At 44.6% G+C, this 26,710-nt stretch carries 18 protein-coding genes; 14 read left to right on the top strand and 4 right to left on the bottom strand.

Annotation, left to right across the window (positions count from 1 at the left end):
- Positions 1-6: 6 nt before the first annotated feature.
- From IY568_RS09030 to IY568_RS09045, 4 genes are all read left to right on the top strand, one after another.
- Positions 7-3,174 (top strand): efflux RND transporter permease subunit, encoded by a 3,168-nt coding sequence (locus IY568_RS09030; RefSeq protein ID WP_194867370.1) that lies wholly within the window; start codon positions 7-9, stop codon positions 3,172-3,174.
- A 154-nt stretch (positions 3,175-3,328) separates the two neighbouring features.
- Positions 3,329-4,336, top strand: coding sequence for a zinc-binding dehydrogenase (locus tag IY568_RS09035; RefSeq protein ID WP_125561591.1), 1,008 nt, complete (start codon positions 3,329-3,331; stop codon positions 4,334-4,336).
- 249 nt (positions 4,337-4,585) lie between these two features.
- On the top strand, positions 4,586-5,026 hold the full coding sequence (locus tag IY568_RS09040; RefSeq protein WP_125561589.1) for a hypothetical protein: 441 nt from the start codon (positions 4,586-4,588) through the stop codon (positions 5,024-5,026).
- 551 nt (positions 5,027-5,577) lie between these two features.
- On the top strand, positions 5,578-5,868 hold the full coding sequence (locus IY568_RS09045; RefSeq protein ID WP_194867371.1) for a hypothetical protein: 291 nt from the start codon (positions 5,578-5,580) through the stop codon (positions 5,866-5,868).
- 1,294 nt (positions 5,869-7,162) lie between these two features.
- Here the strand turns inward: IY568_RS09045 and IY568_RS09050 are convergent.
- On the bottom strand, positions 7,163-8,632 hold the full coding sequence (locus IY568_RS09050) for a glycosyl hydrolase family 28-related protein (protein ID WP_194867372.1): 1,470 nt from the start codon (positions 8,630-8,632) through the stop codon (positions 7,163-7,165).
- A 364-nt stretch (positions 8,633-8,996) separates the two neighbouring features.
- Here IY568_RS09050 and IY568_RS09055 point away from each other — a divergent pair, with 364 nt between their 5' ends.
- Positions 8,997-9,335, top strand: a complete 339-nt coding sequence (locus IY568_RS09055; RefSeq protein WP_194867373.1) for a hypothetical protein — start codon at positions 8,997-8,999, stop codon at positions 9,333-9,335.
- Between the two features lie 630 nt (positions 9,336-9,965).
- The gene (locus IY568_RS09060; RefSeq protein WP_194867374.1) at positions 9,966-10,499 is read left to right on the top strand and encodes a hypothetical protein; all 534 of its coding nucleotides are present in this window, start codon (positions 9,966-9,968) and stop codon (positions 10,497-10,499) included.
- 215 nt (positions 10,500-10,714) lie between these two features.
- On the opposite strand, the gene IY568_RS09065 is transcribed toward IY568_RS09060, so the two are convergent.
- A complete protein-coding gene (locus IY568_RS09065) occupies positions 10,715-10,921 on the bottom strand; it encodes a hypothetical protein (RefSeq protein WP_194867375.1) in 207 nt (68 codons plus the stop codon).
- A 284-nt stretch (positions 10,922-11,205) separates the two neighbouring features.
- Here IY568_RS09065 and IY568_RS09070 point away from each other — a divergent pair, with 284 nt between their 5' ends.
- Genes IY568_RS09070 through IY568_RS09080 form a run of 3 tightly spaced genes read left to right on the top strand, consistent with a single transcriptional unit; the run spans position 11,206 to position 13,607 of the window.
- Entirely contained in the window at positions 11,206-11,643 is a 438-nt protein-coding gene (locus tag IY568_RS09070; RefSeq protein WP_194867376.1) for a hypothetical protein, read from the top strand.
- A 10-nt stretch (positions 11,644-11,653) separates the two neighbouring features.
- Complete coding sequence (locus IY568_RS09075; protein WP_194867377.1) at positions 11,654-12,127, top strand: hypothetical protein; 474 nt, start codon at positions 11,654-11,656, stop codon at positions 12,125-12,127.
- Positions 12,111-13,607: a hypothetical protein gene (locus tag IY568_RS09080; protein ID WP_194867378.1), complete on the top strand. Its 1,497-nt coding sequence runs from the start codon at positions 12,111-12,113 to the stop codon at positions 13,605-13,607. The genes IY568_RS09075 and IY568_RS09080 overlap by 17 nt, the downstream gene beginning before the upstream one ends.
- Before the next feature lie 868 nt (positions 13,608-14,475).
- Here the strand turns inward: IY568_RS09080 and IY568_RS09085 are convergent.
- Together IY568_RS09085 and IY568_RS09090 are read right to left on the bottom strand one after the other, a co-directional pair.
- Complete coding sequence (locus tag IY568_RS09085) at positions 14,476-16,839, bottom strand: TonB-dependent receptor plug domain-containing protein (protein ID WP_194867379.1); 2,364 nt, start codon at positions 16,837-16,839, stop codon at positions 14,476-14,478.
- Between the two features lie 301 nt (positions 16,840-17,140).
- The gene (locus IY568_RS09090; protein WP_125563925.1) at positions 17,141-17,665 is read right to left on the bottom strand and encodes an acyloxyacyl hydrolase; all 525 of its coding nucleotides are present in this window, start codon (positions 17,663-17,665) and stop codon (positions 17,141-17,143) included.
- Between the two features lie 235 nt (positions 17,666-17,900).
- On the opposite strand from IY568_RS09090, the gene IY568_RS09095 reads away from it, so the two are divergent.
- The 5 genes from IY568_RS09095 to IY568_RS09115 all read left to right on the top strand — a co-directional run bounded on the left by IY568_RS09095 (position 17,901) and on the right by IY568_RS09115 (position 26,627).
- Positions 17,901-18,512 (top strand): MlaC/ttg2D family ABC transporter substrate-binding protein, encoded by a 612-nt coding sequence (locus IY568_RS09095; RefSeq protein ID WP_138539583.1) that lies wholly within the window; start codon positions 17,901-17,903, stop codon positions 18,510-18,512.
- 285 nt (positions 18,513-18,797) lie between these two features.
- Positions 18,798-19,397, top strand: a complete 600-nt coding sequence (recR, locus tag IY568_RS09100) for a recombination mediator RecR (RefSeq protein WP_125563929.1) — start codon at positions 18,798-18,800, stop codon at positions 19,395-19,397.
- Between the two features lie 169 nt (positions 19,398-19,566).
- Positions 19,567-21,483: a molecular chaperone HtpG gene (gene htpG / locus IY568_RS09105; protein ID WP_194867380.1), complete on the top strand. Its 1,917-nt coding sequence runs from the start codon at positions 19,567-19,569 to the stop codon at positions 21,481-21,483.
- Between the two features lie 759 nt (positions 21,484-22,242).
- Positions 22,243-24,942, top strand: a complete 2,700-nt coding sequence (locus tag IY568_RS09110; protein ID WP_125563932.1) for a TonB-dependent receptor — start codon at positions 22,243-22,245, stop codon at positions 24,940-24,942.
- Positions 24,943-25,085: 143 nt separating this feature from the next.
- Complete coding sequence (locus IY568_RS09115; protein ID WP_194867381.1) at positions 25,086-26,627, top strand: tryptophan halogenase family protein; 1,542 nt, start codon at positions 25,086-25,088, stop codon at positions 26,625-26,627.
- The last annotated feature ends 83 nt before the right edge of the window (positions 26,628-26,710 follow it).

The following is a 26,710-nucleotide window of genomic DNA, read 5'->3' on the forward strand; positions in this document are numbered from 1 at the left end:
GCCGTTATGAACTTTTCTCACTTTTTTATCAGCAGGCCGATTTTTGCGGCCATGCTCTCGCTGGTGTTTGTGATCACCGGTGCTATTTCACTGTTTCAGTTGCCGGTCAGTGAGTATCCGGAAGTAGTGCCACCCACGGTTGTGGTGAATGCCAGCTACCCGGGCGCAAACCCCAAAGTTATTGGTCAGACTGTTGCAACGCCCCTTGAGCAAGAACTGAATGGCCTCGAAAACATGTTGTACCATTCATCTCAGGCAACCAGCGATGGTCGTTTAACTTTGACTGTGACGTTTGCCTTGGGTACCGATCTGGACCAGGCACAAGTTCAGGTGCAAAACCGCGTGAATAACGCCTTGCCTCGCCTGCCGCAGGAAGTTCAGCGGCTGGGTGTGACAGCACAAAAGTCATCACCTAACCTGGCGTTGGTGGTCCACTTGGTTTCTCCGGATGGTCAGCAGGATACCTCTTACATGGCCAACTATGCGGACATCTATATTAAAGATGAGCTGAAGCGTTTGCCAGAAGTAGGCGATCTGCAACTATTTGGTGGTGCTAAATACTCTATGCGTGTGTGGTTAAACCCCGATGCGCTGGCTGCCCGCAACTTGACAGCAGGTGATGTGATCAGCGCATTACGTGCGCAAAACCAACAGGTAGCAGCAGGCTCTCTGGGGGCTCAACCTTCACCGGATGAAAACCAGTTTCAGGTATTGTTAAACGTAAAAGGTCGCTTAACTCAGATTGATGAATTTGAAGAAGTGATCATTAAAGTGGGCGAGCAGGGCCAGATCACACGCTTAAAGGATATTGCCCGCGTTGAACTGGGTCAGGAAAACTATGCGCTACGCGCCATGCTGGACAATCAGCCTGCGCTGGCCATGCCTGTCTTCCAGCGCCCGGGCTCTAATGCCATTGCCTTGTCAGATAACGTACGTGCGACAATGGCACGTCTGTCTAAAGACTTCCCGACGGGCATGACCTACGAAATTGCCTATGACCCGACTGTATTCGTGCGCGGCTCAATTGATGCGGTTATTCAGACCTTGCTAGAAGCCATCCTGCTGGTTGTTGTGGTTGTGGTGGTATTTTTGCAAACCTGGCGTGCGTCAATCATCCCATTAATTGCTGTGCCGGTGTCACTGATTGGTACCTTCGCCGTAATGCAGATGCTGGGCGTGTCTATTAATACGCTGTCATTGTTTGGTCTGGTACTGGCCATCGGTATTGTTGTGGACGACGCCATTGTGGTGGTTGAAAACGTAGAACGTAATATTGCTGACGGATACAGTCCGTTCGAGGCAACTAAAATTGCCATGACCGAAGTAACCGGTCCAATTATCGCGATTGCCTTTGTACTGTGTGCGGTCTTTATTCCGACGGCATTCATTACCGGACTGTCGGGTCAGTTCTACAAGCAGTTTGCTCTGACCATCACGATCTCAACCTTGATCTCTGCCTTTAACTCACTGACCTTGTCGCCTGCGCTTTCAGCCTTGTTGTTGAAGTCGCATGATGCGCCTAAAGATGGTCTGACTCGTGTACTGGACAAACTGTTTGGTGCCTGGTTGTTCAAACCGTTCAATCGCATGTTCGACAAAGGTGCACAAGGTTACGAGAAGCTGGTACAAAAACTGATCCGCATGAGCGTTGTCGTGGGTGTGGTTTACTTAGGCCTGGTTGGGTCAACGGTTGGTCTGTTTAACTCAGTGCCGGGTGGCTTTATTCCTCAGCAAGATAAGCAATATCTGGTTGCGGTAGCACAACTGCCAGATGCCGCCAGTCTGGACAGAACAGAAGCCGTTGTCAGACAAATGCAGGCGATTGCGCTGGAAGTACCAGGTGTTGCCCATACTGTGGCATTCCCGGGTCTGTCGGTAAATGGCTTTACTAACAGCACCAACAGCGGCATCGTGTTTACGCCACTGGCTGATTTCTCGGAACGTCAGGATCCCAGCCTCTCGGCCCACGCGATTGCGATGCAGCTGAATATGCGTTTTGCTGAAATTGATGAAGCTTTTGTTGCGGTCTTCCCGCCGCCACCAATTCTTGGTCTGGGTACCACAGGTGGCTTTAAGCTGCAGCTTCAGGACAGAGGCAATAAAGGGTTCGAAGCCTTGTTTGCGGCACTTCAGAATACCATTGGTCAGGCTCAGCAACATCCGGCACTGACGGGGCTGTACTCCAGCTTCCGTATCCAGGTACCACAGATGGACATTAACGTTGACCGTGAGCAGGCGTTATTGCAAGGTATTCCGCTGGATGAAGTGTTCAGTGCACTGCAGGTTTATTTGGGCTCTGTATATGTGAATGACTTTAACCTGTTTGGTCGCACTTACCAGGTAAAAGCACAGGCCGACGCTGAGTTTCGTGCTAAGCAGTCACAGATCAACAACCTGAAAGTACGCAATGCCGCTGGCAATATGGTACCGCTGGGCTCGGTAGTTACGGTGACACCCACCACAGGTCCGGATCGGGTAATGCACTATAACGGTTATATGACGGCTGAACTGAACGGCAGTCCAGCGCCGGGTTACAGCTCAGATCAGGCCAAAGAAGCGATTGAAACTGTACTGGCCGAGAGTTTACCGGAAGGGATCAGTTATGAGTGGACTGAGGTAACCTATCAGCAGATCCTGGCGGGCAATACCATGGTGTATGTGTTCCCTCTGGTTGTGGTGTTGGTCTTCATGGTACTGGCCGCACAATATGAGAGTCTGCGTTTACCGCTTGCCATCATCTTGATAGTGCCAATGACGATATTCTCTGCACTGGCGGGTGTCTACATGCTTGGTGGTGACAATAATATCTTCACCCAGATTGCGTTGATTGTACTGGTGGCACTGGCCTCGAAGAACGCGATTCTGATGGTTGAATTTGCCCGCGATAAGCATAAAACCGGGGCGACCCATCTGGAAGCCATTATGGAAGCGTGTCGCTTACGACTGCGTCCTATCCTGATGACCTCAATTGCGTTCACAGCTGGTGTAGTCCCTCTGGTACTGGCGTCAGGGGCAGGTGCTGAGATGCGTCAGGCAATGGGTAATGCAGTGTTCTTTGGTATGATTGGAGTAACGGTATTTGGCTTGCTATTTACGCCAGTGTTCTACCGCCTGCTTACCTTAAACGATGGCTCAAAGGACAGTGCGAACGAGCCTGTTATAGAGAAAGAGTAGTTAACAGGATTTAAACACCTGTCACAACATTGAGTTGTTTGACAGAGACCAAGATGGTTTAATAGCAACAATTGCGAAGTTTTGCCCATAATCGGAAAGTTAAAATTATGGGCAACCAGGCCTCAAAATGGCCGAAAAGCGGAGAAAACCACTCATGTCAGTCGAAAAATCCACCATGCGAGCGCTGGAACTGCGTCAATGTGGCGCCGAGTTTGACTTAGCGATGGCAGAGCACGCTATGCCAGTGCCGGGAGACAACGAGTTACTGGTTGCCATTGATTATGTGGCACTGAATCACCTGGATGCACGGATGGCAAAAGACGGATTTTGCCAGTGGCAGTATCCTCACGTTTTGGGACTGGATGCCGTCGGAACTGTGGTCTCAGCTGCTAAAGGGGTATTTCCGCCTAAAGGCAGTCGGGTGTTGTTTAATGCCAGTCTGGCAGAGCAGGGGATGCTCAAAGAGTACGCAGTTGTACCCAGCCACGCCGTGTCGGAAGTACCGGATGGCATGAGCGGCGAAGTAGCAGTGTCCTTACCCAATGCGGGGATGGCAGCACTGCTTGCACTGGATAAAATGCAGGTGCAGGACGGCGACTCACTGGCCATAAACAGCGCGCAGGGTGCCGTAGCTCACTTTGCAGTGCAATATGCCAAACAGCGCGGTGCTCAGGTGTTTGCTTTTGCACAGAAAGAACACCACAAGAGACTGAATAAACTTGGTGCAGACTGGGTGTTCGATTGCGAATCTGAGTCAGTATGCGAACAGATCAAGCGAGAAATGGGACCAGGTGGTTTTGACTGTATCCTGAATACACAAGGCGGCGACTCCTTTTTGAATGACCTGCGTCATCTTAGGTTCTGTGGCCGGATTGCCTGCCTGAATGGATTTGGCACCATTCCCGAAGAGCTCCTCTTTGAGAAAGCGCCTAATATTGGGGTAGTCTCAGTCGCCGGTGCCTGGATGGCCAATAGTTTGTGTGCCCAGCAGCATTTGTGTTTTATGGGCCGACAGCTGCTCGATGATGTGAGCAATGGCCGAATTAAGGCTCCTGAGGTTAAATTGCTCGACTTTAGTGTTGATACCGTACGCGATGCACTGAGTTGCCTGTTGGGCAAAACCTGCCAGCAACGCCCGGTGATCCGCATTACGCGCGATTAAACCGAAATGATATTTATGAGTTGTAAAGCCCGGCCTGATAGTCGGGCTTTTTTAATTTTTGTCCGAGTATGTTGTTACGCTCCATTTTGTCCAACTTTTAAAAAACACCTGTCTTTGGTAACCGCAACCTTATGTTTACTTTGGGTTTATTCCGTGGGACTATGGAATTAGTTATAAAGCCCTTTTTTTGTCGGATTGCATTCCGACATTTTGGCGTCGGGTAAGTAGTTATGTTACAAGGAAGCTTTGATGAAGATTGATTTGCAAAGTAAAACACGAGTCGAGAATGGAGTTATTGAGTCATATTGGTTTGAAAATAAGAACATCGGGTTATCAAAGACTCTTTTTCATAGAGTAATACTCCCTCTTGCTGCGTTTGATTCTGGCCTTGATTGTGATGTGCAACCAACTAAAACTGAAATCGTTCTAGATTGGTATGAATTGGATTTAACTGACCCTTCTAATTTGGATGGCGTGAATTTGAGTCATTCCGCTTATACAGAGGCTGAAGGATCTGTATATATCGGCTGCGTTCATAATTGGTGTGATGTTAAAGAGTTAAATATTTATAAAAACCAGGATGGTAGTTTCAAGGTGTCTGGAAGCATTTCCGTTGAGTTTAACAACGAGGGGGTTGCTGAAAATGAAGATTTTTCATTCCAGACTTGTTGTAAGTACATTGAAACTTAGTACATACATCAACATGTGGGCTAGTAAAGCTGGGTGGCTCATATCTTACCTATTTTTAGCTAATCATTCTCCTATTCCATATGGTGCATTGTAAGTAAAGAATATGTCGAGCCGTACTTATCTTAAATTTAAAGTTCTGATAATTATAAATTTTATTCTTTCAGTAGTGGCGATAATGTCAATTTATGGGTGTTTATCAGATGGTCAGACAGGGGATGGACCTTGTGCTATAACCTTTGCTTTCAATGTACTGTCTCTTTTCGTAATTAGCATACTGGTTAGTTTTATATGGTTTGTTTTTTCCTTCAAAAATTCAAAGGAGCAGGCTGGCTACTTTGCTTTAGTAATTTTATTATTATGGCTTGCTACGTATCTTTTTATGTATGCAAAGATAAACAGTCTCTTATGACAGGCCAATTATCAGAGCTGCATGCTAGATTGCAATGTATAGGTTTACCTGTTCGAGCAATCAATGCTGTTATTGATTCGGAACACAAATATCTGAGGTTTCTCAGGTACGGGCGTCATATACAAAGGGGAAACAGGCTACTATGAAAATTCAAATCACAAATATATCTGGTCATCAGACAAGCAAAGTGTTCGCAATTACGTTAGCAATTTTAATGTTGCCGTTTAGCTTTATATCCATACTTTTCTTCTTAATGACTCCAGAAATGAAGACCAACAATGGAGAACAAATCCCAAACTTTCCATTTTTATTTTTCGCTTTTGCACCCGTATTTTATGGGGTTATGTTTTACTTTATGCAGCGCTTGTTTTGTTGGGTTTACAACTTGGTCGCCAAAAAGGTAGGCGGCTTTGAGTTTGAAACCTCCGAGTAATTGGTACATAACAGGCGCCTAAAAAAGTAAAGTTGTTTAGGTACTCAGCGTAAGCGGTTTAGTAATTGGGCCTTATACGGGAATGGTTGTGGCGTCAGAGATCAATAAAAAAACTTGGTCTAATTTGGCTATCAAAAGCGCTGCAACCTACAGGGGTAAAACAGAAGGCTTGCGTTTTGTTGTTGCTAATTTAGTCTGATATTTTGAGTTGGCTAAGCGATCGCTATGTGTCTTGTCTGAAAATGAAGATTTAAATGAACTCCTTACTCCTTCTAAGTTTGATTATTCTGGGTGCTTTTATAGGCCTCAGTAATTGGTATGCGTACTTCTCCGCTATTTTTAGAAATGGTAGCACTTCATTTGTGCCCTATGTTGGTGCAATTTTATTGTTTCTGGGATTGTGGTTTGGGCCATACAAGGCATTTTGGCCGTTAGCGTTCGTGCTAGACTTCACGGTACTACCCATGTTGTTGGTGGCAGTTTTCGGTGCATTAAAGCAAAGCCGTAAAAACACCGGGTGATTGTAACTACGAGCGAGCGTCTGCCAATAACTGGACGTCGCACATGTCTCAATTATGATGATAGAAGGGGACCGAGTAGTAACCCAGGATGTAAATGCTCGCGGTGTCACTTCTGCGTTCGAACGCACCTAATGGTTTACGTACACGCAAACCTGCAAAACACCTTTTGTCAAATCAATATTGATCACTGTAGTATTGTTCATAACTGTATGGCTCCAATCATAAAAGCTAGCTGGCAATAAGCATTGCAGGAAGGACGGAGTCTAATGACTATGGCGTCAATAACCAAATTTCAGCAATTGGCGCTTCTCACATTATCCCGTCTCTAAGCCTCGAGTTCAAGGTAACGACCATCTCACTAACACAGGTAACCAGGGTAACTTTTTTGGCTTTCCTGAGGTGAACAGCTGTTCATATTGTGCTTTGAAAAAAATGACCTATTGCAGTATGAATTAATTCAAAAGAATGCTTTTTCTTTTGCTGATGAAGGGCTCTATGTCAGACACAAATCTAGGTTTACATTTGCTAACCAGCTTCAATGTAGTAAAAAAGAGTTCATTGTATTTAGAGGCGAAAAGATGGCAGGTAGAGCTTTATCTAGTTTACTTTTTGCTATGGGCACTTCCAGAACCTTAAAGTTCTATGTCAACGGGTGTACAAACGACTACCCTTTAGCTGTGAGCATAATGGTTAAGAACTGATGCATGACTCGCCTTTAAACTGACAGGAACTAAAGTCACCCAAAGTGATTTTGGGTGACGTCTTTCAGGGGGCTAAACTCGCCTGATTACAAATGTTTGAGCGACCTCAGTTGAGGCAAAGTCATTCGCTGTTGAGTTTGCAATTCGGTATTTGACTTGTCCGGGGCTGGAAACCCAAGCTTTTAGGTCAAGCCCCTGGCCATCAATATTCCATAACACAATACACTCATCGCTGAAGTCGGCCTGTCGGATACTGATTTGTCCTTCATATCTCTCACCTGCCAAAAGCGCTGGTAGCTGGATGCGCTCCGTAACCTTTACTTTAATGCCATTAACCGTCACTGTGTCGCTGTAGTTAATCACTTCTCCCAAAGCTGTGCCCATAATTGAGTTGGCTTCAACATTACCATTGCTGCAATTTGCATGGACGTAAACACCGCTGGAGGCAGCTGCGTGCGCATAACATTGGTTAGCAACCACATTAAAGCGATCAACTCCTCGTAAGTCGATGAGGTTTGCGGATGTTCTGGCCGCATAAATCGTATTTCCAGTAATGTTGACGTCGTTTAGCTTGAAATCGTTTACCTGTGAATTGATTGATATCGCGGAGCCATCGGTAGCGGCGAGATTAAGCTGATTGTTGGCGATAACGATTCGACCAAACTCCCGAGCAGCTGTATCTTCAGGATAAACAAAAAAGCGTATGCCTGTATTTGTTTGGTTCTCTATACTGTTACTATTAATTAATACGACAGAAGAGCTTTGATTGGGGCTGATATCGACACCAATTAACCCACCATTTACTTTGTTACCAATAAAGCGAAGCCCGCCAGCTTTGTATCTTACACAAATCGCATTCGAATATTTTGGTGAAGTAAAAAAGTAATTGTTTATAAAGCCATTATCACCGTTGTCGGCAAATGTTTCATTATTCATGTCAGAGTGAATACCGAAATCTCGAAAGTTGACGAAATAGCAATTTTCAATATTCATATAAGAAACAAGCGACGTTTTGATACAGGTTGAGAAATTTCGTATAGTTACATTTGATATATAAGAAGTATAATTTTCAACTGGGTTACCATCAGATAATTTTGATGGCGTGAGGTTAATACCGATGCCATTTTTTTGTTCATTTTCATAGCGAAGTAAAAAATCTCTAAACAGCGCGCCTCTTTCGTTAATGAGTACGCTGTCAGGATCCTCAAGAGTGTGCGTAATTGCGTGTTGCTCTACAGAATCAGTACAGGTGAGGATCGTATTCTTGCCTTCACCTATGATCCCTCCCGTTCGCATTTCAAGAGATGTAAATCTATATTCACCCGCGGGATAATAGACAATCCTTCCGGTTGCATGTGCCGCTCTCATTGCTTCTGTATCATTCGTTTTGCCATCACCTGTTGCACCGAAGTCAATGACATTTACAATCTGAGAGGTATCGTAGGTACCAGTCTGTAACTCAGTAGCATGGGCTTTTAAGCCTAGCATTCCCCCTGTACCAGCAATCGCAGCTACGCTAGTTATAAAATCTCTGCGTTTCAAAATCTATATCCCTTATTATTTTAAAGTGAGTGAAACAAGCGTCCGACAATGATTTAGCGACGACAATGAAAAGTGACGCATAATTTTCATATGGATAGCATCTTTAAAAGGTACAAATGTTATCTGGTTTTGTTGCTCAAATCCAGGTAACCATATGTTATTGATGTTTTATGGCACTGTTCAGTCTTATGATGCGAGAACGCTCAAGTATCTATGTGCCAGCCTATGCCTTTGAAAAAAATTCTATGAGGTGGCTATTTTTATTTTTAGGGTTACACTGTTTTTAATTATGTTTTGAATGGCTTTGGTGACCGGAATTGGCCCATATAAAGCCAATAGGTTATTATTTTTTTGGGGAGTACAAATGAAAAAACTGTCACTTTTTTCACTTTTTATTTTATTGCCTTTCCATTCACTGGCTGGAGCAAGTTTTACGGGTACCATTAAACAAGTGGTTTGCCATACAAAGCACGTTTCTCCATTATGCCAAATTCAAGTAAATGGGAACGTTAGTAATCAAACATGTGGTACACAAGCATGGAAGTTCAGTTTTGATGCTACGACTCCTGAAGGCAAAAATATGCTATCAATCTTGTTAGCAGCTCAAATAGGTAAACAACAAATAACACTAGGTGGTACCGGTAGTTGTTCACTTGCAACTGCCTCAGAAGATTTGAGACATGCTTACATTACTACAAACTAAAAACAACAGGCCAGCTCGGCGGAAAAAGACTCGCCACACTTTTATCTTCTGCTGGTTGAAGCATTAACACATAGGATGTTTATGCAGAGGAAAGCAGGCGATACCCTCCTAAAAATGGCGTACTTTTGCAACGATGTCTACGCTTAGAACGTGCTCAAAGGGTTGAGGCTAATAGACTATGCCAACTGCAAGGAAGAAGCTGGTCAGCTTAACCGGTACTAGATATCATCACTGTATATCCCGGCGTGTTTGCCGGACATTTTTGTGTGACACAGACCGTGTAACAGGCGAGTCATATTTATATCGGCGAGATTGGATCGAGGGTAAGTTATTGAGCATTCACGGGGTGTACTGGAAGAGTAGAAGAGCGCAGGGTCCAATTGTCTTGCATTTCTATATTATCCCTGTCTATATTGGTCTGTGAATTTACGGGTGGATGCCTCTGATAAATTCAGCTTTTCTAGGTATACCGTATAGGATGGTGGTATCTCGCAGGGGTTTCTATATGGTGAATTTTTTGCGAAATAAATTAGAAGAAGCAATGTTATGTAAAGCTATCATATTGAATTGAAAAGTAAATATATCGGGGATCCTTAGAACAAGCCGCTAGTTATCAATCAAGGAAAGATAATGAAAAAGCTTTTTTTTGTATTTGTAGCACTATTTTTGTTTGGCTGCTCGAGCATTCCGATCTCGACAATGCTTAAATATCGCAACTTTGATGAACAAAGTTTTGCCGCGCTAAACCCTTCGCAAATTCGCTCGAAAATTTGGTTGTCAGAGCCTTTTACGTTAAACATGGAAAAAATTAATCTAAGCCTCAGTTTAGTGAATGAAAGAGGGCATAGTAATTTTACATTTCCACTCATTCTTGTAAAACGGGATAAGATAGCTGCGCAAGAAGGCTTTTTTTCGTCCGAACCTGCAAAAACAGAATACACATTCAGACTTTCAGAACTTGCAGTCAATAACTTCCAGAAAACACAAAACTTACTATCACAAGAAGTACATCAAAAGCTATCTTTCTCAATTGGTGCGGGCTTTAACGAAGAGCCTGAAGACGGGGAAACTGTTTATATCTCAATATCGCTTCAACTTGAAGATAAGGAGGGGTATTTTACACTTATCAATGAGGCTGAGGTCGATTTTAGACAAGGCGGCTGACAAGAGAATGTAACTTCACCCTTAACTGGCGTACGGAAGGTACACCGTCTACATTTATTCAAATAGTACTCAAAGGATTGAGGGGAATAGAATATGCGAACAGCAAGGAAGAGGCAGTGCAACCAATCGGATATCAAATATTACAAAGGTGTAGGTTGTTGTGAGTGGAAAGGTTTGGGGGCAGGTGTTTGAACGACATCTACGCTAAAACGCTGTCATAACTTTGGAGTTAGCATGCGATATTGTGTTTGTTTTCTTTTACCATTAATTTTTTCAGGTAATGCTTTAGCTACATGTAGTGGTGTGAGTTGTACTGGGGTTAAAGTTACAAGAATCGTTGTTGAGTCTGATGGCGGTACGACAATAAGCACTTCTGGAGATGAGTCAAAATTATCATGTGACGCTGGTAGTAATGGATACATTAAACTAGATCCGAGCTCTAAGAATTATGACTCTGTGTATTCACTTTTGCTAACCGCTCACACAACAGAACATCCGATTTGGGTAAGAACTACAGATAGTGGTGTGTGTAAGTTGATTTACGCCGTATCTGACAAATAGTTTTAACAAGACATTCAATCGGACAATATACCCTTGGCTTCTTTCTTTAAGGGCGCACTTATTTTTTGCGACTATTAATGGCCGTTTTAGTTGGAGTTATGTTTACTCTAAGTAGAGTTAAAAGGACAAAGACAGCGAGGGCAGCATGCTAAATAAAGTATTAATGAAAAATATTTCTATGTTTTCTTTAGCCTTAATTCCAATCGTCTCTGTAAACGCTAAAGCAGATTCAATTATTAACGAGCTTGCTGGATCATCTGAGAAAATTTGGCAAGTGCAGGCGTTTGATATCGACCTGGGAACTTCAAGTAAATGCACAGAGGGTCTTCAATATATTTTTGATATCAGCGGTACACTGACTATACGCTTTTGCAACAATGCTAAAGTCGAAATCAGTCAATATCCTTTTCATACTGAGGCTGACGGGATAGATAAGTTCATCTTTTATAATGGACAGAAATATCGGCTAGTTTACTCGAAAAAGACAAATTATTTAGGGCTGGAAGAGGAAGAGTTGGTGATTCGTGAGGATGGGTCTAAGCAGAACGCTACAATTGACATCATCATGATTCATATTCCTTGAGGGACAGAGCATGGAACGAGCGGAGCTCCTGAATTTTCGGATTAGCATAGTTAGTACAGTGATTGCTGGATTCAGCGTCATATCTGGCGTGGTCATATACATCCATGGTTTGAACGAATCGATTGAGAAAGAACAAGCTCTTATCAACATGCGTTCTAAGGTTGAGTACCAACGCAAGCTGTGGGATGAACGTCGTGAAAGCTACAAGGCACTGGCGGTTACTCTCGGAAGCATTGCAGCGGAAATTGATATCGACAAAAAGATATCGTCGGAATCTCTGAAATCATTTTCGGAGGCTTATTGGGGTTTACTAATTTTGGTGGAAAACGAGTCCGTAAAGTCTGAACTGGTTAAGTTGAAAGACGATTTGCGGGATTTAGAGAAAAGTCGCATCTCGGCTAACAAGATTAAGTTGCGTATAGAGCGAATAATTTCTCTGAGTAAAACCCATATAGATGAGGCGGTAGATGCACAAAAATTTTAGGTTCTTTGCCCTACTTGTATGCTTCTATTTTTGTTTTTGGCCGGCATGGGCGACAAGTGCACAATTCGATAAGGTTCACTTACTCTTAGTCAGTAACGGTCATTATGTTGATAAGTCCAGGGGTGACAAGGAGCGTGATGCTGCAGCCCTCGTCGATTTCAGTGGTGCTCACGTTTCAGCAATGGTTGTTCATTCTCTACTCGATAAACACTTAGGGTTGGCTTCATCCACTTTGCTGCGCTCTGATAACCGTCGTATCGTCAGTAAGGATGACGTTTTCAATGTGCTGAATTCTCTTAAACGAAAGATCGACACGAAAGGTCAGAATGAATACCTTATTGTTTACTACGTGGGGCACGGTTTTGGGGAAGGCATTGCTTGGAACTACTTCCTTCAACCTGGGAATGTCGAACTCCCTGGTAGGATAAATTCCTTTGATATAGAAGCCTTAGCCAATCAACTTATTTACGTGGGAAGTTTGAACGATAAATTGATAGAACTTGGTCTTCCTTACACATTATTGATTGACGCATGCTATGAAGGCAGCGCCGTGGATTTAGCTGGTGTATCGCTTTTATCGGATAAGGCCAAACAAAACCTCAAAGATGTCTCTGCTCATTTAAAGTTCATGAACCAATTTCGAGGAGTCAACCCGGTTGTTTTCTCGGTGCAACCGGGAGGCACTGTTCGCACCGTCACTCACCCTCTTAATCCCAGTCTTTCATATAATATTGGTCCTCTGGCACGCCGTCTCGTCTTGGGAGCGCGTCAATGGCCATCAAATAGTGCTGTATCACTTGAGCAGATTATCCGCTCGATACAATCCCCGCAACTAGATGAACGGACAAAAGCTGCCGTGTCTTTCGCAGATTTTGGGCCTGGTTATTCTTTTCATAGGACGCACAGTGACACTCGTGTAATGGTCGATAGGGTTTGGGGTTCGGCCAAATCAACTGATTTACATCTACTACAAGAAACATACCCAAACAATGAAGCATCAACTAACGCAAACTTAGGCGACTCGATTGAAATTGAGTTCGCCACAATAGCTATCTTGGGTAATTCTGGTGAGTACATATCTGATGGTAAGGATTATGTCTTCACCACTGGAACCGAAAAAATAAGCATCGAGACTTGGACTGAAGATGAGCTTGTCTTGCACATGGAATTAGAGGGTGAGAGCTGGTCATTCTCTATTGCAGCCCCTGAGGGGGAGCGATTTGAGGCTAAGCATTACAAAAATGTCCACCGACATCCTTTCCAAGAGGGCGTACAAGCGGGTTTGGAAGTATCTGGTGCCGATCGAGGATGCAACGAAATTTCAGGCGACTTCGAGATAGATTCGATTAGCTACACAGGTGGCATACCAAGTGCCTTGTCCTTGTCTTATAGACAGTTCTGCGAGAATGAACAGCACCCTATCAGAGGAACGGTAATAATTGAAATTCAAAAGGCGAAAATGCTTATGACAGGCTCCTGATGGAAATACTGGATACTTTCAGTTTATCCAGAGACTTGAGTTAGTGACCGGGTAACAATTTCATGCATTCGAACAGCAAAGTATTGCACCTCGTTAAAGTGTTTTCTGTTAGTAAAAATTCTAATCAGGAACTGTTTATAGGGGAATTCCAGGCCACTTTTCGGTTTCCAAAAGCCACCTGTTTATCAAATTTCGACTCGACTACTGGCTTAGCTTACATAGAAGTAGTGCTTGGGGATCGCGGGCCCAGTTTTATTCTCTGTATTCTATAAATCGTCTTCGTGCGGTTGCAGTAAGTACTATATTGATAGAAAGAGACAGGCACTTAGTGTGCTTGTGTATTTGCTAAATATAGTGTTCCGATTGGTGCGATCTTGAGCGAGGATGAAACGATGAGAAGTATGATTCTATGGTTGTTGGTTGCATTTGCTTCAGCGAATGTGATGGCGAAGAATATCTGGTGTAATGGTAAAATCACCAATATATATTGATGCAAGCAATAATGTCATCATTAATGGTAGTTGGAGAAATCACTATACAAGAATATGTAATACCGCAGGCACACCTGAGGTCAGTGTTGTAACCTGTTCCTTATGGACTTCACTGGCAACTACCTCTTTAACAAACGATTTGCAGGTAACTTTAATGTACGACGAACAGGGCGGGACAATGACCTGCGCTAATATCCCTACTTACACGGGCGCACCCAAGCCTCAGTACTTAATGCTCCTTAAATAGTGTATACGCATAGCACATTCTTTGTTCTATTTACTCAATAAGGCTAATAGTAGTTTCGTGCAAAAGGGGGCTGGGACCGCGTGTTGTGGTAAAGCCGTTGGTTAGACAGATTTTTAATGTCAGGAGCTATCTAAAACTGCATATTCACAGATAGCATAAAGCTGCGTTTGGGCTGAGGGATCAGGGAGTTGGCCCAGCCTTGCGAACGCTGCTCAAAATCATCGCCACTTGCGGCGGCTTCTGCGCCGGAATGGTAATAGATTTCATTAAAGAGATTTTTTACCTTAAACGCGACTTCAATCGATTCGTACCGATAAATGATGTTGGCATCTAGTGTTAAATAGGCGTCATTTTTTCTGTCTTTAGCGCGCAGTGTATTTCTCAAATACAGCGGTTTACTTGAAACCCAGTTGGCTCTGACGTTGACATTGAGTGCTTCATTGACTGGTACATTTAGCCCGGCACTAACTTTGTGTGGAGCTATATCTCCCAGCTCTGCATCCATATCCTGGCAAGGATCATAAGATAATGTGTGGCTCTGGGCGATGTTCTGACAATTTTCTATCCCCTGACCAACCCACAGATCCAGTGTGTGGTCGTAACTGACACTGCTTTTGGTTTTTGTATGGGTGTAATACAGATAACCGGAGATATTGGCAGCGCCTGGGATAAAGTTACTGAACTCAAATTTACCTCGATATTCCAGCCCATAGGTGCTGCGCTTTCCGGCGTTTTCTGCTTCTTCTTTCACAACGTCGTCGTATCTGGCGGTAAACAAGGATAGGTCATGCAGCCAGTTGTCCTGCTGATACATATAGATGAACTCAAAATTCTCGGCTTTTTCTGGTTTCAGGTCTGGGTTGGCAGAGCGGCCGCTCCAGCCTCCCCACAGTTGTATCGGGGCTGGTTCCTGAAAAGCCGTGCCGTACAGCATCTTAATGGTTGATTTATCTGAGAGAAAATAAATTGCGGAAGCTCTGGGGTTAGTGGTACTGCCGTACAGACTATTCTTGTCGTATCTTACACCGGCGTTGACCCGCCAGTCATTGATATTCCAGATGGCCTGAATGTATGCGCCTCTGTCGGTCAGACTGGCGAGGTTTTCGTCTGGCATCCGACTGAGTGTATCTGGCTGAATGTTGATGGTGCTGTCCCTATTGCTCGCAACCCCGTCACCGGCGGTCTCAGGCGTATCTGATGAGCAAAAGGTTTCGGGAAAATAGCCGCAGGCGTCGTAAGCTTTGGTGAGTTCTTTATCCTCAAATTTAATGCCGCCGCTGAGCTTTAACTGCTCAGAGTAATCAAACTCGTAGTCTTGCTTAAACAGCCAGCTCTTATTACTTGTTCGCCAGTGTGAAATGGTCAGTGTTGATACCACATCCGGACCGGTCAAAGCGGTAGAGCCGGGGAAGGATTCGACCCAGTAACCGCCATTGCCACTTTTTCTGCTCAGCAGCAGGGTATCTACCTGTAAGTTATTTTTAATTGCGCTCGTGTGTCGCAGGTAATATTGTTCAGAGTTTCGATACCACTGCGCCGCTGGCTGCGCTCTGTCATGAGGATATTGCGGACCCCAGCCATGGCGCATATCCCATTCTATGATCCCTAAGGTCAGGTTTTTGAACCCGACATCGGCAAGAATGCCCCATTCCCGTTGTGGGTCGTGATAGGCACCAAACTCATTGTATTTAGAGCTGTGGGGACAGCCATCCGCCTCGCAATTAGCGGACAGGGCAGTGTCATAGATGACAGGTCCCCAGATATCGCGGTTGCTCAATAGTTCGTTACTGACAAACCCCCAGGGCGCCAGATCATCTATGTCGGCTTCGTCACTCGAGTAGTATTTAGCTGACAGATTATAGGTCAGGTTGCTATGGTTGCCGCCCGCGGCAATATCAACACTTTGTGTGTCATAGCTGCCAGACTGAATATTCACTTTAAAAAAATCATTACTCTCATGTGTCTCTTGGGCATTGGACGTAACCAGGTTTATGATCCCCAGAAATGCATTGGGGCCGTACACTGCACCTACCGGGCCATACAGCACTTCTATCCGCGCTATATTCGACAATGGATAATTTTTTGACAAGGTGGCTTCGTGATACCACAAGTGATTATCGACTATACCATTGACCAGCATTAACGTGCGCTGGGTGAGCGGGGTACGATAGCCGCGCTGATAGGTGATAACGCCACCATTACCATTGGTGACTGTGCTATCAAACCCGGGAAGATCAAGGATCACTTCATCAATGCTGGTATAACCGCGTTGCCTGATATCTGCTGCAGTAATGATCACCATAGCCGCAGGAGCATCACGCAGTGTTTCTTCAATACCGGAAGCGGATGACACGGTGACATCGAGCAAGTCTTCTAAGCTCAGCTCCATTAGTGTATCAAGTTCATCATCTTGTGCTGCGCTGTGCGAACTGATGAGTAGAATGGATGATAGCAAGAACGCTGTTGACGTTTGGCCGGGGAGTTTACTGGTCATAAGTCTCCCTGAGCCTACTGATTGTAGTGCGCCAATGACGTGTTTCTCTATCAAAACGCTGATATGACATGGTCAGCAACTAACTTACTCTAATCTTTGGAGGTTAGAATAAACTGCCTGTTTGTCAAGGTTGGCTGGCTCTAATATGGGGAACCAGAAGGCACATTCGGGTCAGTGGTAACTAACCCTGGTTGATAAAGTTAATTCGTAGCGACTTTTCTTCGTAGGGATCAGATGATTGAACCATCCCATTTTCGCTATTTGAGCTACAGCCCAGTGAACAGTGCAGGGCATAAATTGCTTAAAAATACGCTGAGTAGGACAGGGAGAGAAAATCCAGCCCGGGGTTGGGGCTTTTAAATCCTGCATTGGAGTAATGCATATAGCGGATAGCAACATTGGCTTTGTCCATCTGATACACCAGCCCTAATCTGTCTTCAAACTGGTAATGGGTACTGACGTCTTTACCTGCAAACTGGGTATCATCCAGTAAGGCCAGGCCAATGCCAAATTCTAGAGCCACCGGGTGACCGTTAAAGGTCGTGAATGGATAGCGGATCACGGGGGAAACCGCCAGAACAAAATTGCCATCATGATGGTTCTCTTCCCCATACTGCCAGAAGTTGATACTGCTTTCGAAGTGTACATCAAAGTGACGCCAGGCTTGTGGTAAGTCCAGCTCCGGATGATATTGGTAAGCTAATTTGATCCCGTCGACACTGCCTTCGCCATGAATATAGTGAACGGCATAACCATGCTGCTGCGCGTATACAGGTGCAGTAATAATAGTAAGTAGTGACAGCAGAAATAGAATTGCTCTGATCATAATGAAATCAAACCCAGTAGAATTGAATATCCTTATTGTCTGGATGTCCGTTGCTTTTAAAAAGGCATCAAATAGAAACTAATTGATGCCTTTTTGACACCAAAAAACTAGGTGTTTGATTTTAATAGAAAATTCAATTGATGCCAAAGTGGCACTAATATGGTGCTAATTTGTGTATTTTTCATCTGCAAAGTTAGCGCTAAACTAGCTTCATTAACATAGAACGGAGCGGATCATGAAAAAACTACTGCAACTTATGCTGGTGGCATTGCTGGCGTTTGGCAGCCTACAAAGCGTTGCTGCGACGGATACACAAAGCGATCCTTATGGCTTGATCAAGTCGGTTGGTGATCAACTGTTTGTGGATATCAGCAAGCTAAATACCCTGGAAGAAGCGCACAAGAAAGCTGAGCTGAAAAAATTGGTACGGGAACAGTTGATGCCGCATATCGACATTAAATATGTGTCTTTTAAGCTGTTGGGTAAACATGTCCGTGAGATAAAGCGCGAGCAGGCGGTGACGTTTATCGATGCCGTCGAGCAGTATCTGGCAAACACGTATGCAAATGCGCTGATGAGCTATAAAGGTCAGCAGGTCAATTTTATTGAACCGGTTGTCAGTGCCGACAGTAAATTTGCCTCAGTTAAGTCTGAGATAGTTGAGCCCAATGCCCCAACCATCGACATTGTATTCAAGTTTCGCAAAAACAAAGCCGGAGAGTGGCAGGTCTATGATCTGGTTGCTGAGAGCATCTCATTGCTTAGCGCAAAGCAAAAAGAAATTACGTCTCGGATCAGCGAAGTAGGTATCGATCAGGTAAGTAAAGAGCTGGTTGCTAAGAGTTAATTGGCACGAATTAAAGAGACAATTTGCGTCCTTCAGGCGGGTATTCACTCTTACCCATGAGATCCAATCTTCTCCGATTGCCCGCCTTTTTCTTTTTACCTAACGTGCTGTGATACCTAATTCGTGATTTATCTTAGGCTTGTCGCTACTGTGCCAGGCATAGTAAGATGGCTACCATTGAACGACAATGAACAGTGTCATAGATAGCCGTCGTACTGGTGTTATGTCATCGAGTGTCTGGTTACCATTGTGCAACGCTGTCAGCAAATTTAAGAACGCTTTATTATGCAATTATCCCCCTCACTTTCCGCTTTGGTTGAAGCCTTGCGTTGTTTACCCGGCATTGGACCTAAATCAGCACAAAGGATCGCCTTTCATCTGCTTGAAAGAGACCGTAGTGGCGGCACTCAGTTAGGCCAGAGTCTGTTACAGGCGATGGATAAGATTGGTCATTGTGAGTCTTGCCGAACATTTTCAGAAACTCCGGTATGTGATATCTGCAGCAACGTTAAACGTCAGGATACCGGGTTGTTATGTGTGGTTGAATCCCCGAGCGATGTACTGGCAATTGAACAAACTGGTCAGTACCAGGGGTTGTATTTTGTTTTGATGGGGCACTTGTCACCGTTAGATGGGATTGGTCCAAACGAAATTGGTATGGATGTTCTGGAAAAAACGCTCAGCAATGGCAACATCAATGAAGTGATCCTGGCAACCAATCCGACGGTTGAAGGAGAGGCCACAGCTCATTTTATTGGTGAAATGTGTCATCAACACAATGTGACGGCCTCGCGGATCGCACACGGTATGCCTGTTGGGGGTGAGCTGGAACTCGTCGATGGTATGACTTTGATGCATGCGTTTAGCGGCAGAAAAGCGATTTAATGAATGCCCGAGAGGGCTTTCTCCTTGCTCCGAATATATACAATTCGCAATTTTTTTACTTTATCACTCTTGAAAAATATCTCCCCAGCACAATATACCTCAGCATAACGCAAGTTAACTGATTAACTATGTACTACTATTGTGTACCAAATAAGTTAGGGTGTACCAAATGACTACCGAAAATACCAAAGAAAATCATTCATTTAGTGCCAACACTAAGCAACTACTACAGCTGATGATCCACAGCTTATACTCAAACAAAGAGATCTTTTTACGTGAGCTGGTATCCAATGCGTCGGATGCCGCTGATAAGCTGCGCTTCTTAGCGCTGCAAAACGGTGACCTGTATGAAGGGGACGCCGACCTGCGTGTACGTATCAGTGCCGACAAAGACGCAAAAACAGTGACCATTTCTGACAATGGTATTGGTATGACCCGCGACGAAGTGATCAGCTCTTTGGGTACCATTGCAAAGTCAGGCACTGCTGAATTCTTTAAAAACCTGACCGGTGATGAGGCAAAAGACTCTCAGTTGATCGGTCAATTTGGTGTGGGTTTCTACTCAGCGTTTATCGTTGCCGACGAAGTGACAGTGCGTACGCGCAAAGCGGGTGAAGCGCAGGCCGTTGAGTGGCAGTCAAAAGGCGAGGGTGAATACACGCTGGCAGATATCGAAAAAGCAGAGCGTGGTACAGAAATTATTTTGCACCTGCGTGATGAAGAGCTGGAGTTTGCCGATGACTTCCGCCTGCGTTCAATCGTGACTAAGTATTCTGATCATATCTCTATCCCGGTTGAAATGTTCAAAGCGCCAGTACCTGAATCTGAAGGGCCGGACGGCGAGAAAATTGAAGCTCATCCTGGTGAATGGGAAGGGATAAACCGTGCTACGGCGTTGTGGACGCGCGATAAGTCTGAGATTAGCGAAGAAGAATATAAAGAGTTTTATAAGCATGTTGGCCATGACTGGGAAGAACCACTGACCTGGGCACACAACAAAGTAGAAGGTAAAACGGAATACACCAGCTTGCTGTACATTCCTAAAAAAGCACCTTTCGACATGTGGAACCGTGACCGTCAGACAGGTCTGAAGTTGTACGTACAACGTGTATTCATTATGGATGACGCTGAGCAGTTTATGCCAAGCTATCTACGTTTTGTAAAAGGTCTGTTGGATTCTAACGATCTTCCACTGAACGTATCTCGTGAAATCTTGCAAGACAACAAAGTTACTCAGGCAATCCGTAAGGGCTGTACATCACGTATCCTGAAGATGCTTGATCGCATGGGTAAGAATAAAGCAGAAGACTACCAGACTTTCTGGAATGAGTTCGGCCAGGTTATCAAAGAAGGCCCGGCTGAAGATGCAGCAAATAAAGAAGCGATTGCTAAACTACTGCGTTTCAGCTCGACACATACTGACGAGAGTGTGCAAAATGTATCACTGGAGCAGTATATCGAGCGTATGACTGAAGGTCAGGACAAAATTTACTACGTGGTGGCAGACAGCTTTGAAGCTGCGAAGAGCTCACCGCACCTCGAGATCTTCCGTAAGAAAGGCATTGAAGTACTGTTGCTGTCAGATCGCGTTGACGAGTGGATGATGAGCCACCTGACAGAGTTTGCTGAGAAATCATTCCAGTCAATTACTCGTGGTGATTTAGACCTGGGTGATATGGAAGACGAAGAAAGTAAAAAAGCGCAGGAAGAGAGCGAGAAGCAGGTAGAAGGTTTGGTTGAGCGCATCAAAGAAGCGCTGGGTGATAAAGTAAAAGAAGTACGCTTTACGCACCGTCTGACAGATTCTCCGGCTTGTGTGGTTGTTGATGACCACGACATGAGCTCACAAATGCAAAAGCTGATGGAATCAATTGGTCAGTCTGCACCTGAGTCTAAGCCAATTTTTGAACTTAACCCGGAGCATCAACTGGTTAAACATCTGAACGTTGAGCAGGATGAAGATAAGTTTGCTCAATGGTCAGAGGTACTGTTAGATCAGGCATTGCTTGCAGAGCGCGGCAGTCTGAAAGACCCGGCAGGGTTCGTTGCTCGTCTGAATAAGCTAATGCTTGATCTGAGTAAATAATTCAACGCAGTTATTATTGTGTTTTGAGAAGCCCGGCGAGTAATTCGACCGGGCTTTTTTGTTGCCCTTAATGGCACAGTGCAGGAAGCGAATCAAATAGGGTGGTACATTGCTCATTTGTTTTAAGCACGTCTGCCCGTTTGTAATCAAGGCACATTCCTCTGTGAAAGCGCTACATGAGCCTCATCATTTAATTGGCGATGATGCATATCTAAATTAAAAAGAAAGGGTAGTGACAAATTTTCATTCCCGTTACTCAGTTTAAGTACTTGTTTTGCAGTGATGAAATGCCCTACAACACCGAGTTTAAAGGCTTCTTCGCAAATTTGTCACACAAATATACTGGACAAAGTAATGATGAAAAAGATAAAATGACAGCGTTGTCATTGAGATCTATTATCACCTTGAATCCGCTTCTGCCCGAACGTTTATGGAATAATCAGACAGCACAACTTGCCTAAATTAGATTAGTTTATTAATTAGGTCCAATTCTTCTACATAACTCATCGCAACTGCTGTTAAAAAGTGCATAGCTTGTGATATATTCTTCTCGTTTGTAACAAACTATAACCACAAAATTATTTATTCTATCTATTTCAGTGGCTTAGGATTTTGTTGAAAAAATCTTATGTAAGCCACAAAAAAAGATGTAGCGAATCTGTAATTTTGGGTGTATGGTTTGTTATTAGATGACAGCGTTGTCATCATCACTGGGCAGAAGTGATTTAAAAACCAACAAAATGATTCAAGGGGAATCCTGTGTTAGCTAATAATTTTAAAAAAAGCTTACTGGCAGCTAAGGTTGGCCTCATCCTAAGTACGGGTGTGACAGGCGTGGCGTTTGCTGAAGATAACCAGACTGGCGTTCAAGAAAACGTTGAAGTCATTGAAGTGCGCGGTATCCGCCGTTCATTGGCCGAAGCAGTTAATACTAAACGATTTGCAACCAGCGTTGTAGATGCGGTATCAGCAGAAGATATCGGTAAGTTTCCAGACAGTGACGTAGGTGAAGCACTGGGTCGTATCCCAGGCGTAGCTGTTAGCCGTCAGTTTGGTCAGGGCCAGCAAGTATCTATTCGTGGTGCGTCTAGCCAGCTAACTTTGACAACTCTGAATGGTCAGAACGTTGCTTCAACAGGTTGGTACACAGAGCAAGCAATTGACCGAAGCTTCAACTACACATTGTTGCCACCAGAACTTATCTCAGGTATCGACGTGTATAAGTCTTCACAAGCAAACATCGTTGAAGGTGGTGTTGGTGGTACGGTTAACGTAAAAACCCGTAAACCATTAGACCTGGATTCCGGAACCGTTTTCGCTTCTGTAAAGAGCGTATATTCAAGCCAGTCTGAGCAGTGGGATCCTGCTTACAGTGGCCTTGCAAGCTATAAAAACGATGACGAAACATTTGGTGTACTTGCTGCATTAGCAGTACAGGAAACTGACTATGTTCGTCGTGGTAACGAATCACTTGCTGGCTGGAATGGTGCAGTTTCTGCAAACTACTTCCTACAAGAGCGTGAAAGAACAGCAACTAACGTAGCGTTCCAGTACGCACCAAATGATGAACTGTCATTCGATCTGACTTATATGAACCTTGAGTTAGAAGCGAACAACAACAACAGCAGCTTCTGGATTTTCCAGGCTGGCGCAAACTGCCTGGGCGAAAACCCGGATGGCGTATGTATGTTGTCTGAAGCAACGGCAGCAACACCTACAGATAACCCATCTTGGCTACAAGCCTTTGCACGTCGTGCGAAGATGGAATCTGAAACGGTTGATTTTGGCTTTGAATTCAAACGTGACACGTTCGAAATTTCTGGTCGTATCGGTCGTTCAGAAGCAACGGGTGGTACAGAAGCGCAAACAAACTATGGTGGTTTGATTGGTTCTCATGAAGATCGCTACGGCATGATTGACATGACGGGCAAGCGTATCAAGATCCAGCTGAAAGAAAATGATTATCGCGTTGGTCACTGGAATGAGGGTAACCCAGGCGTAGCAGCATGGGCAGTACGTAATCAGCCGAATACAGATGAAGAAACGTACGCACAACTTGATACTAAGTTCATGCTTGACCATGACATCATTACTGCTGTTCACGTTGGTGCTCGTTTCACTAACCACAAGGTTGAAGAAGACAACTTTAAAGGCCTGGCAAACATTCAGCGTAATGCAGATGGTACGCCTGTGCTAAGTGATCCAAATAACCCAACTAGTGTAATTGCGGACATTGCTGATATCGCACCTGCTCAATTATATGGCAACGGTGTAAACGAAGCTGGTTTTGAATACATCACTATCCCAGGTCCACACCTGGACGCGATGTTCAACCATACTGCGGAGAACTTCAGCGAATACGTACGTGACCGCAGTGGTTATGCCGCGCTTGAAGAAGAAAACTTTGCGTTTTACGTAATGGCTGATTTCAGCGGTGAAAACTACCGTGGTAACTTCGGTCTGCGTTACATCTCTACAGATGTAAACAGTGACTACTATGGTTCAGACATCACCGTGACAGGTATCACAGATTCAGGTAACTTCTACGGCGGTAATGCACTGAAATCTAAGACTCTGTCTAACAAAGAAGCGGATTACTCAGATATCCTGCCAAGCTTCAATATCGCGTACGACCTGGATGAAGACACAATCCTGAGAGGTTCAATCGCACAGGTTATCAGTCGCCCTAACTACCAGGATGTGTTTGCACGTTCTAGCCTGAGTGGTTACGACAACGAAAACCCTAACGACCAGCAAGAAGTAACTGGTAACCCAGGTCTTGAGCCGTTCAAAGCAACTCAGTTGGACGTGTCTTACGAGTACTACTATGGTGACAGCAACTTCGCAAGTGCGACGTTCTTCTACAAAGACATCGAGACATTCGTAACGTCATCAACCACGCCAAATCAGTCTATCGGTATTAATGACCCGGCATGTAACTGTGACGTGTGGAATATCGTTAACCGTGTTAATGGCGACGGTGGTGACGTAATCGGTCTTGAACTTCAGCTTCAGCACGCGTTTGACAATGGCTTCGGTGCGATTGTTAACTACACGTATGCAGACAGCTCATCTGAAGAAACAAACTTCGATGACCGTATCGGCCGTTTCTCAGACAGTTCTGACCACACAGTTAACCTGGTTGGTTACTATGAGAATGATGACTTCGGTGCTCGTCTTGCTTATAACTGGCGTTCTGAGTTCATGATCCGTGAAACGGGTTTCTACTCTTCACGCGAGCACATGGACTTCGGTACTTTGGATTTCACTGGTAACTACCAGGTGAACGACAATATCAGCCTGACGCTTGAAGTTGTAAACATTCTTGAAGAAGACAGCTACCAGATCGGTATCTCTGGCTCTGACGGTCTGTTGAAAGAAGAAACGAAACACAACTTCCCTGCATGGAGCTATGTAGGTGAGCGCAAGATTGCACTGGGTGCAAACTTACGTTTCTAATTTTGTTGTTTGGAAAAGCCCTGCTTAAATAGTGGGGCTTTTTTATGCCCGTTTTATGGCAAGATCGAGACAGGTGTAGTTTGTATGTATCAATAGTGGCATGCCTGTCCGTGGTGGTCTTTACAGTGGTTGTGAGGTGAATTGTGCAAAATGCAGAAACCAAAATTAAGCGTATCGTCATTGTCGGTGGTGGCACAGCGGGTTGGCTGGCTGCCAATCATTTGGCCGCAGATGCGTCCGAGGATGTGAGTATTACATTAGTAGAGTCTCCTGACATTCCGACGATTGGTGTCGGAGAGGGGACTGTCCCGGTGATTGTCGATAGCCTGAAGAAGTTTGGCATCCGTGAGTCGGACATGTTTCGCCTGTGCGATGCTACGTTTAAAAATGGCATTCATTTTGTTGGCTGGAATAAGCCAGTTAACGGACAACCCCATTGCTATTTTCATCCATTTGACGACCCAAATGTTAACGGGGTTAATCTGTTGCCTTACTGGTTGCATCAACTGCCAGAGGCCAGGGCTCGTTTTGACCAAAGTGTTTCCATTCAGGCCCATATCGCACTCGAAAACAAGGCGCCTAAGCTGATCACGAATGCTGAATATGAGCGCATGATTAATTATGCTTTTCACCTGGATGCTGGCAAGTTTTCGGCATTGTTGTCAGAGCATGCGATTAAAAACCGTCAGGTTAACCACGTGCTGGATGAGGTAGAATCGGTCAAGCTCGCACTGGATGGGTCCATATCGGGATTACAGCTGAAACAAGGCGGGTTGCTTGAAGGCGACTTGTTTATTGATTGCAGTGGTTTCCAGTCTTTATTGCTTGGCAAAGCGCTTAATACCCCGTTTATTGATAAGAGTGACGTCCTCTTTGCCAATCATGCTGTGGTGACGCAAGTCCCTTATGAAAATGAGCATGAGGTGCCGCCTTATACTATTTCAACCGCTCAGCAGGCTGGCTGGATTTGGGACATTGGCCTGCAAACCCGCAAGGGGGTTGGTCATGTGTATAGCGATCAGTTTACGAGCCATGAACAGGCGCATCGCGACCTATCTGCTTATCTCGGAAAGCCAGAAGACACCGTCGAATCTCGGCTGATTAAAATGCAGGTGGGTTATCGAGCGCAAGCTTGGGTGAAAAACTGTATTGGTATTGGGCTGTCCCAGGGCTTCGTTGAACCACTTGAAGCGACAGGGTTGTTAGTGTTTGATTTGGCAGCCAGAATGTTGTCAAAGCGCCTCCCTGGTGAACGTCAGGAAATCCCCGCCATTGCACAGCAGTTTAATCAGCACATGACACATGCCTGGCAGTCAATCGTTGACTTTATTAAACTTCATTACTGCATTTCTAATCGTGACGATAGTGAGTTTTGGCGTATGAACCGTTTGCCAGAAACGATCCCGGAATCACTGCAACATAAACTGGCATTATGGCGTAGTGACATTCCTAATGAGTATGATTTTGTCAGTAGTTTGGATGTGTTCAGATTGGAGAATCATCTGTACGTGTTGTATGGCATGAATTATCCAAGTCAATGCAATTACCCGTCGCCACAAAAACTGTCACAACAGGAAGCTATGCTGAAGCTGGTGGCCCAGCAGCAACAAAAAGCTGGAGCAATGTTAGAGACGCACAGCGACTTGGTTGCAAAAGCAGCAAGATATGGCTTTCAAAGAATTTAACCACAATATTTCTTTTCTTTTACCTTGAAAAGCTATAGCCTTGGACGCATATAAATAACAACTTTATGATAAAACGGAGCAGT

Origin of the sequence: Pseudoalteromonas sp. PPB1 (assembly GCF_015356275.1) — a bacterium.
GTDB classification, from domain to species: domain Bacteria; phylum Pseudomonadota; class Gammaproteobacteria; order Enterobacterales; family Alteromonadaceae; genus Pseudoalteromonas; species Pseudoalteromonas rubra_D.

Coding starts and splice junctions, on each gene's coding strand:
- IY568_RS09030 (WP_194867370.1), top strand. CDS start 7: ATGAACTTTTCTCACTTTTTTATCAGCAGGCCGATTTTTGCGGCCATG.
- IY568_RS09035 (WP_125561591.1), top strand. CDS start 3,329: ATGTCAGTCGAAAAATCCACCATGCGAGCGCTGGAACTGCGTCAATGT.
- IY568_RS09040 (WP_125561589.1), top strand. CDS start 4,586: ATGAAGATTGATTTGCAAAGTAAAACACGAGTCGAGAATGGAGTTATT.
- IY568_RS09045 (WP_194867371.1), top strand. CDS start 5,578: ATGAAAATTCAAATCACAAATATATCTGGTCATCAGACAAGCAAAGTG.
- IY568_RS09055 (WP_194867373.1), top strand. CDS start 8,997: ATGAAAAAACTGTCACTTTTTTCACTTTTTATTTTATTGCCTTTCCAT.
- IY568_RS09060 (WP_194867374.1), top strand. CDS start 9,966: ATGAAAAAGCTTTTTTTTGTATTTGTAGCACTATTTTTGTTTGGCTGC.
- IY568_RS09065 (WP_194867375.1), bottom strand. CDS start 10,921: ATGTATCCATTACTACCAGCGTCACATGATAATTTTGACTCATCTCCA.
- IY568_RS09070 (WP_194867376.1), top strand. CDS start 11,206: ATGCTAAATAAAGTATTAATGAAAAATATTTCTATGTTTTCTTTAGCC.
- IY568_RS09075 (WP_194867377.1), top strand. CDS start 11,654: ATGGAACGAGCGGAGCTCCTGAATTTTCGGATTAGCATAGTTAGTACA.
- IY568_RS09080 (WP_194867378.1), top strand. CDS start 12,111: ATGCACAAAAATTTTAGGTTCTTTGCCCTACTTGTATGCTTCTATTTT.
- IY568_RS09085 (WP_194867379.1), bottom strand. CDS start 16,839: ATGACCAGTAAACTCCCCGGCCAAACGTCAACAGCGTTCTTGCTATCA.
- IY568_RS09090 (WP_125563925.1), bottom strand. CDS start 17,665: ATGATCAGAGCAATTCTATTTCTGCTGTCACTACTTACTATTATTACT.
- IY568_RS09095 (WP_138539583.1), top strand. CDS start 17,901: ATGAAAAAACTACTGCAACTTATGCTGGTGGCATTGCTGGCGTTTGGC.
- recR (WP_125563929.1), top strand. CDS start 18,798: ATGCAATTATCCCCCTCACTTTCCGCTTTGGTTGAAGCCTTGCGTTGT.
- htpG (WP_194867380.1), top strand. CDS start 19,567: ATGACTACCGAAAATACCAAAGAAAATCATTCATTTAGTGCCAACACT.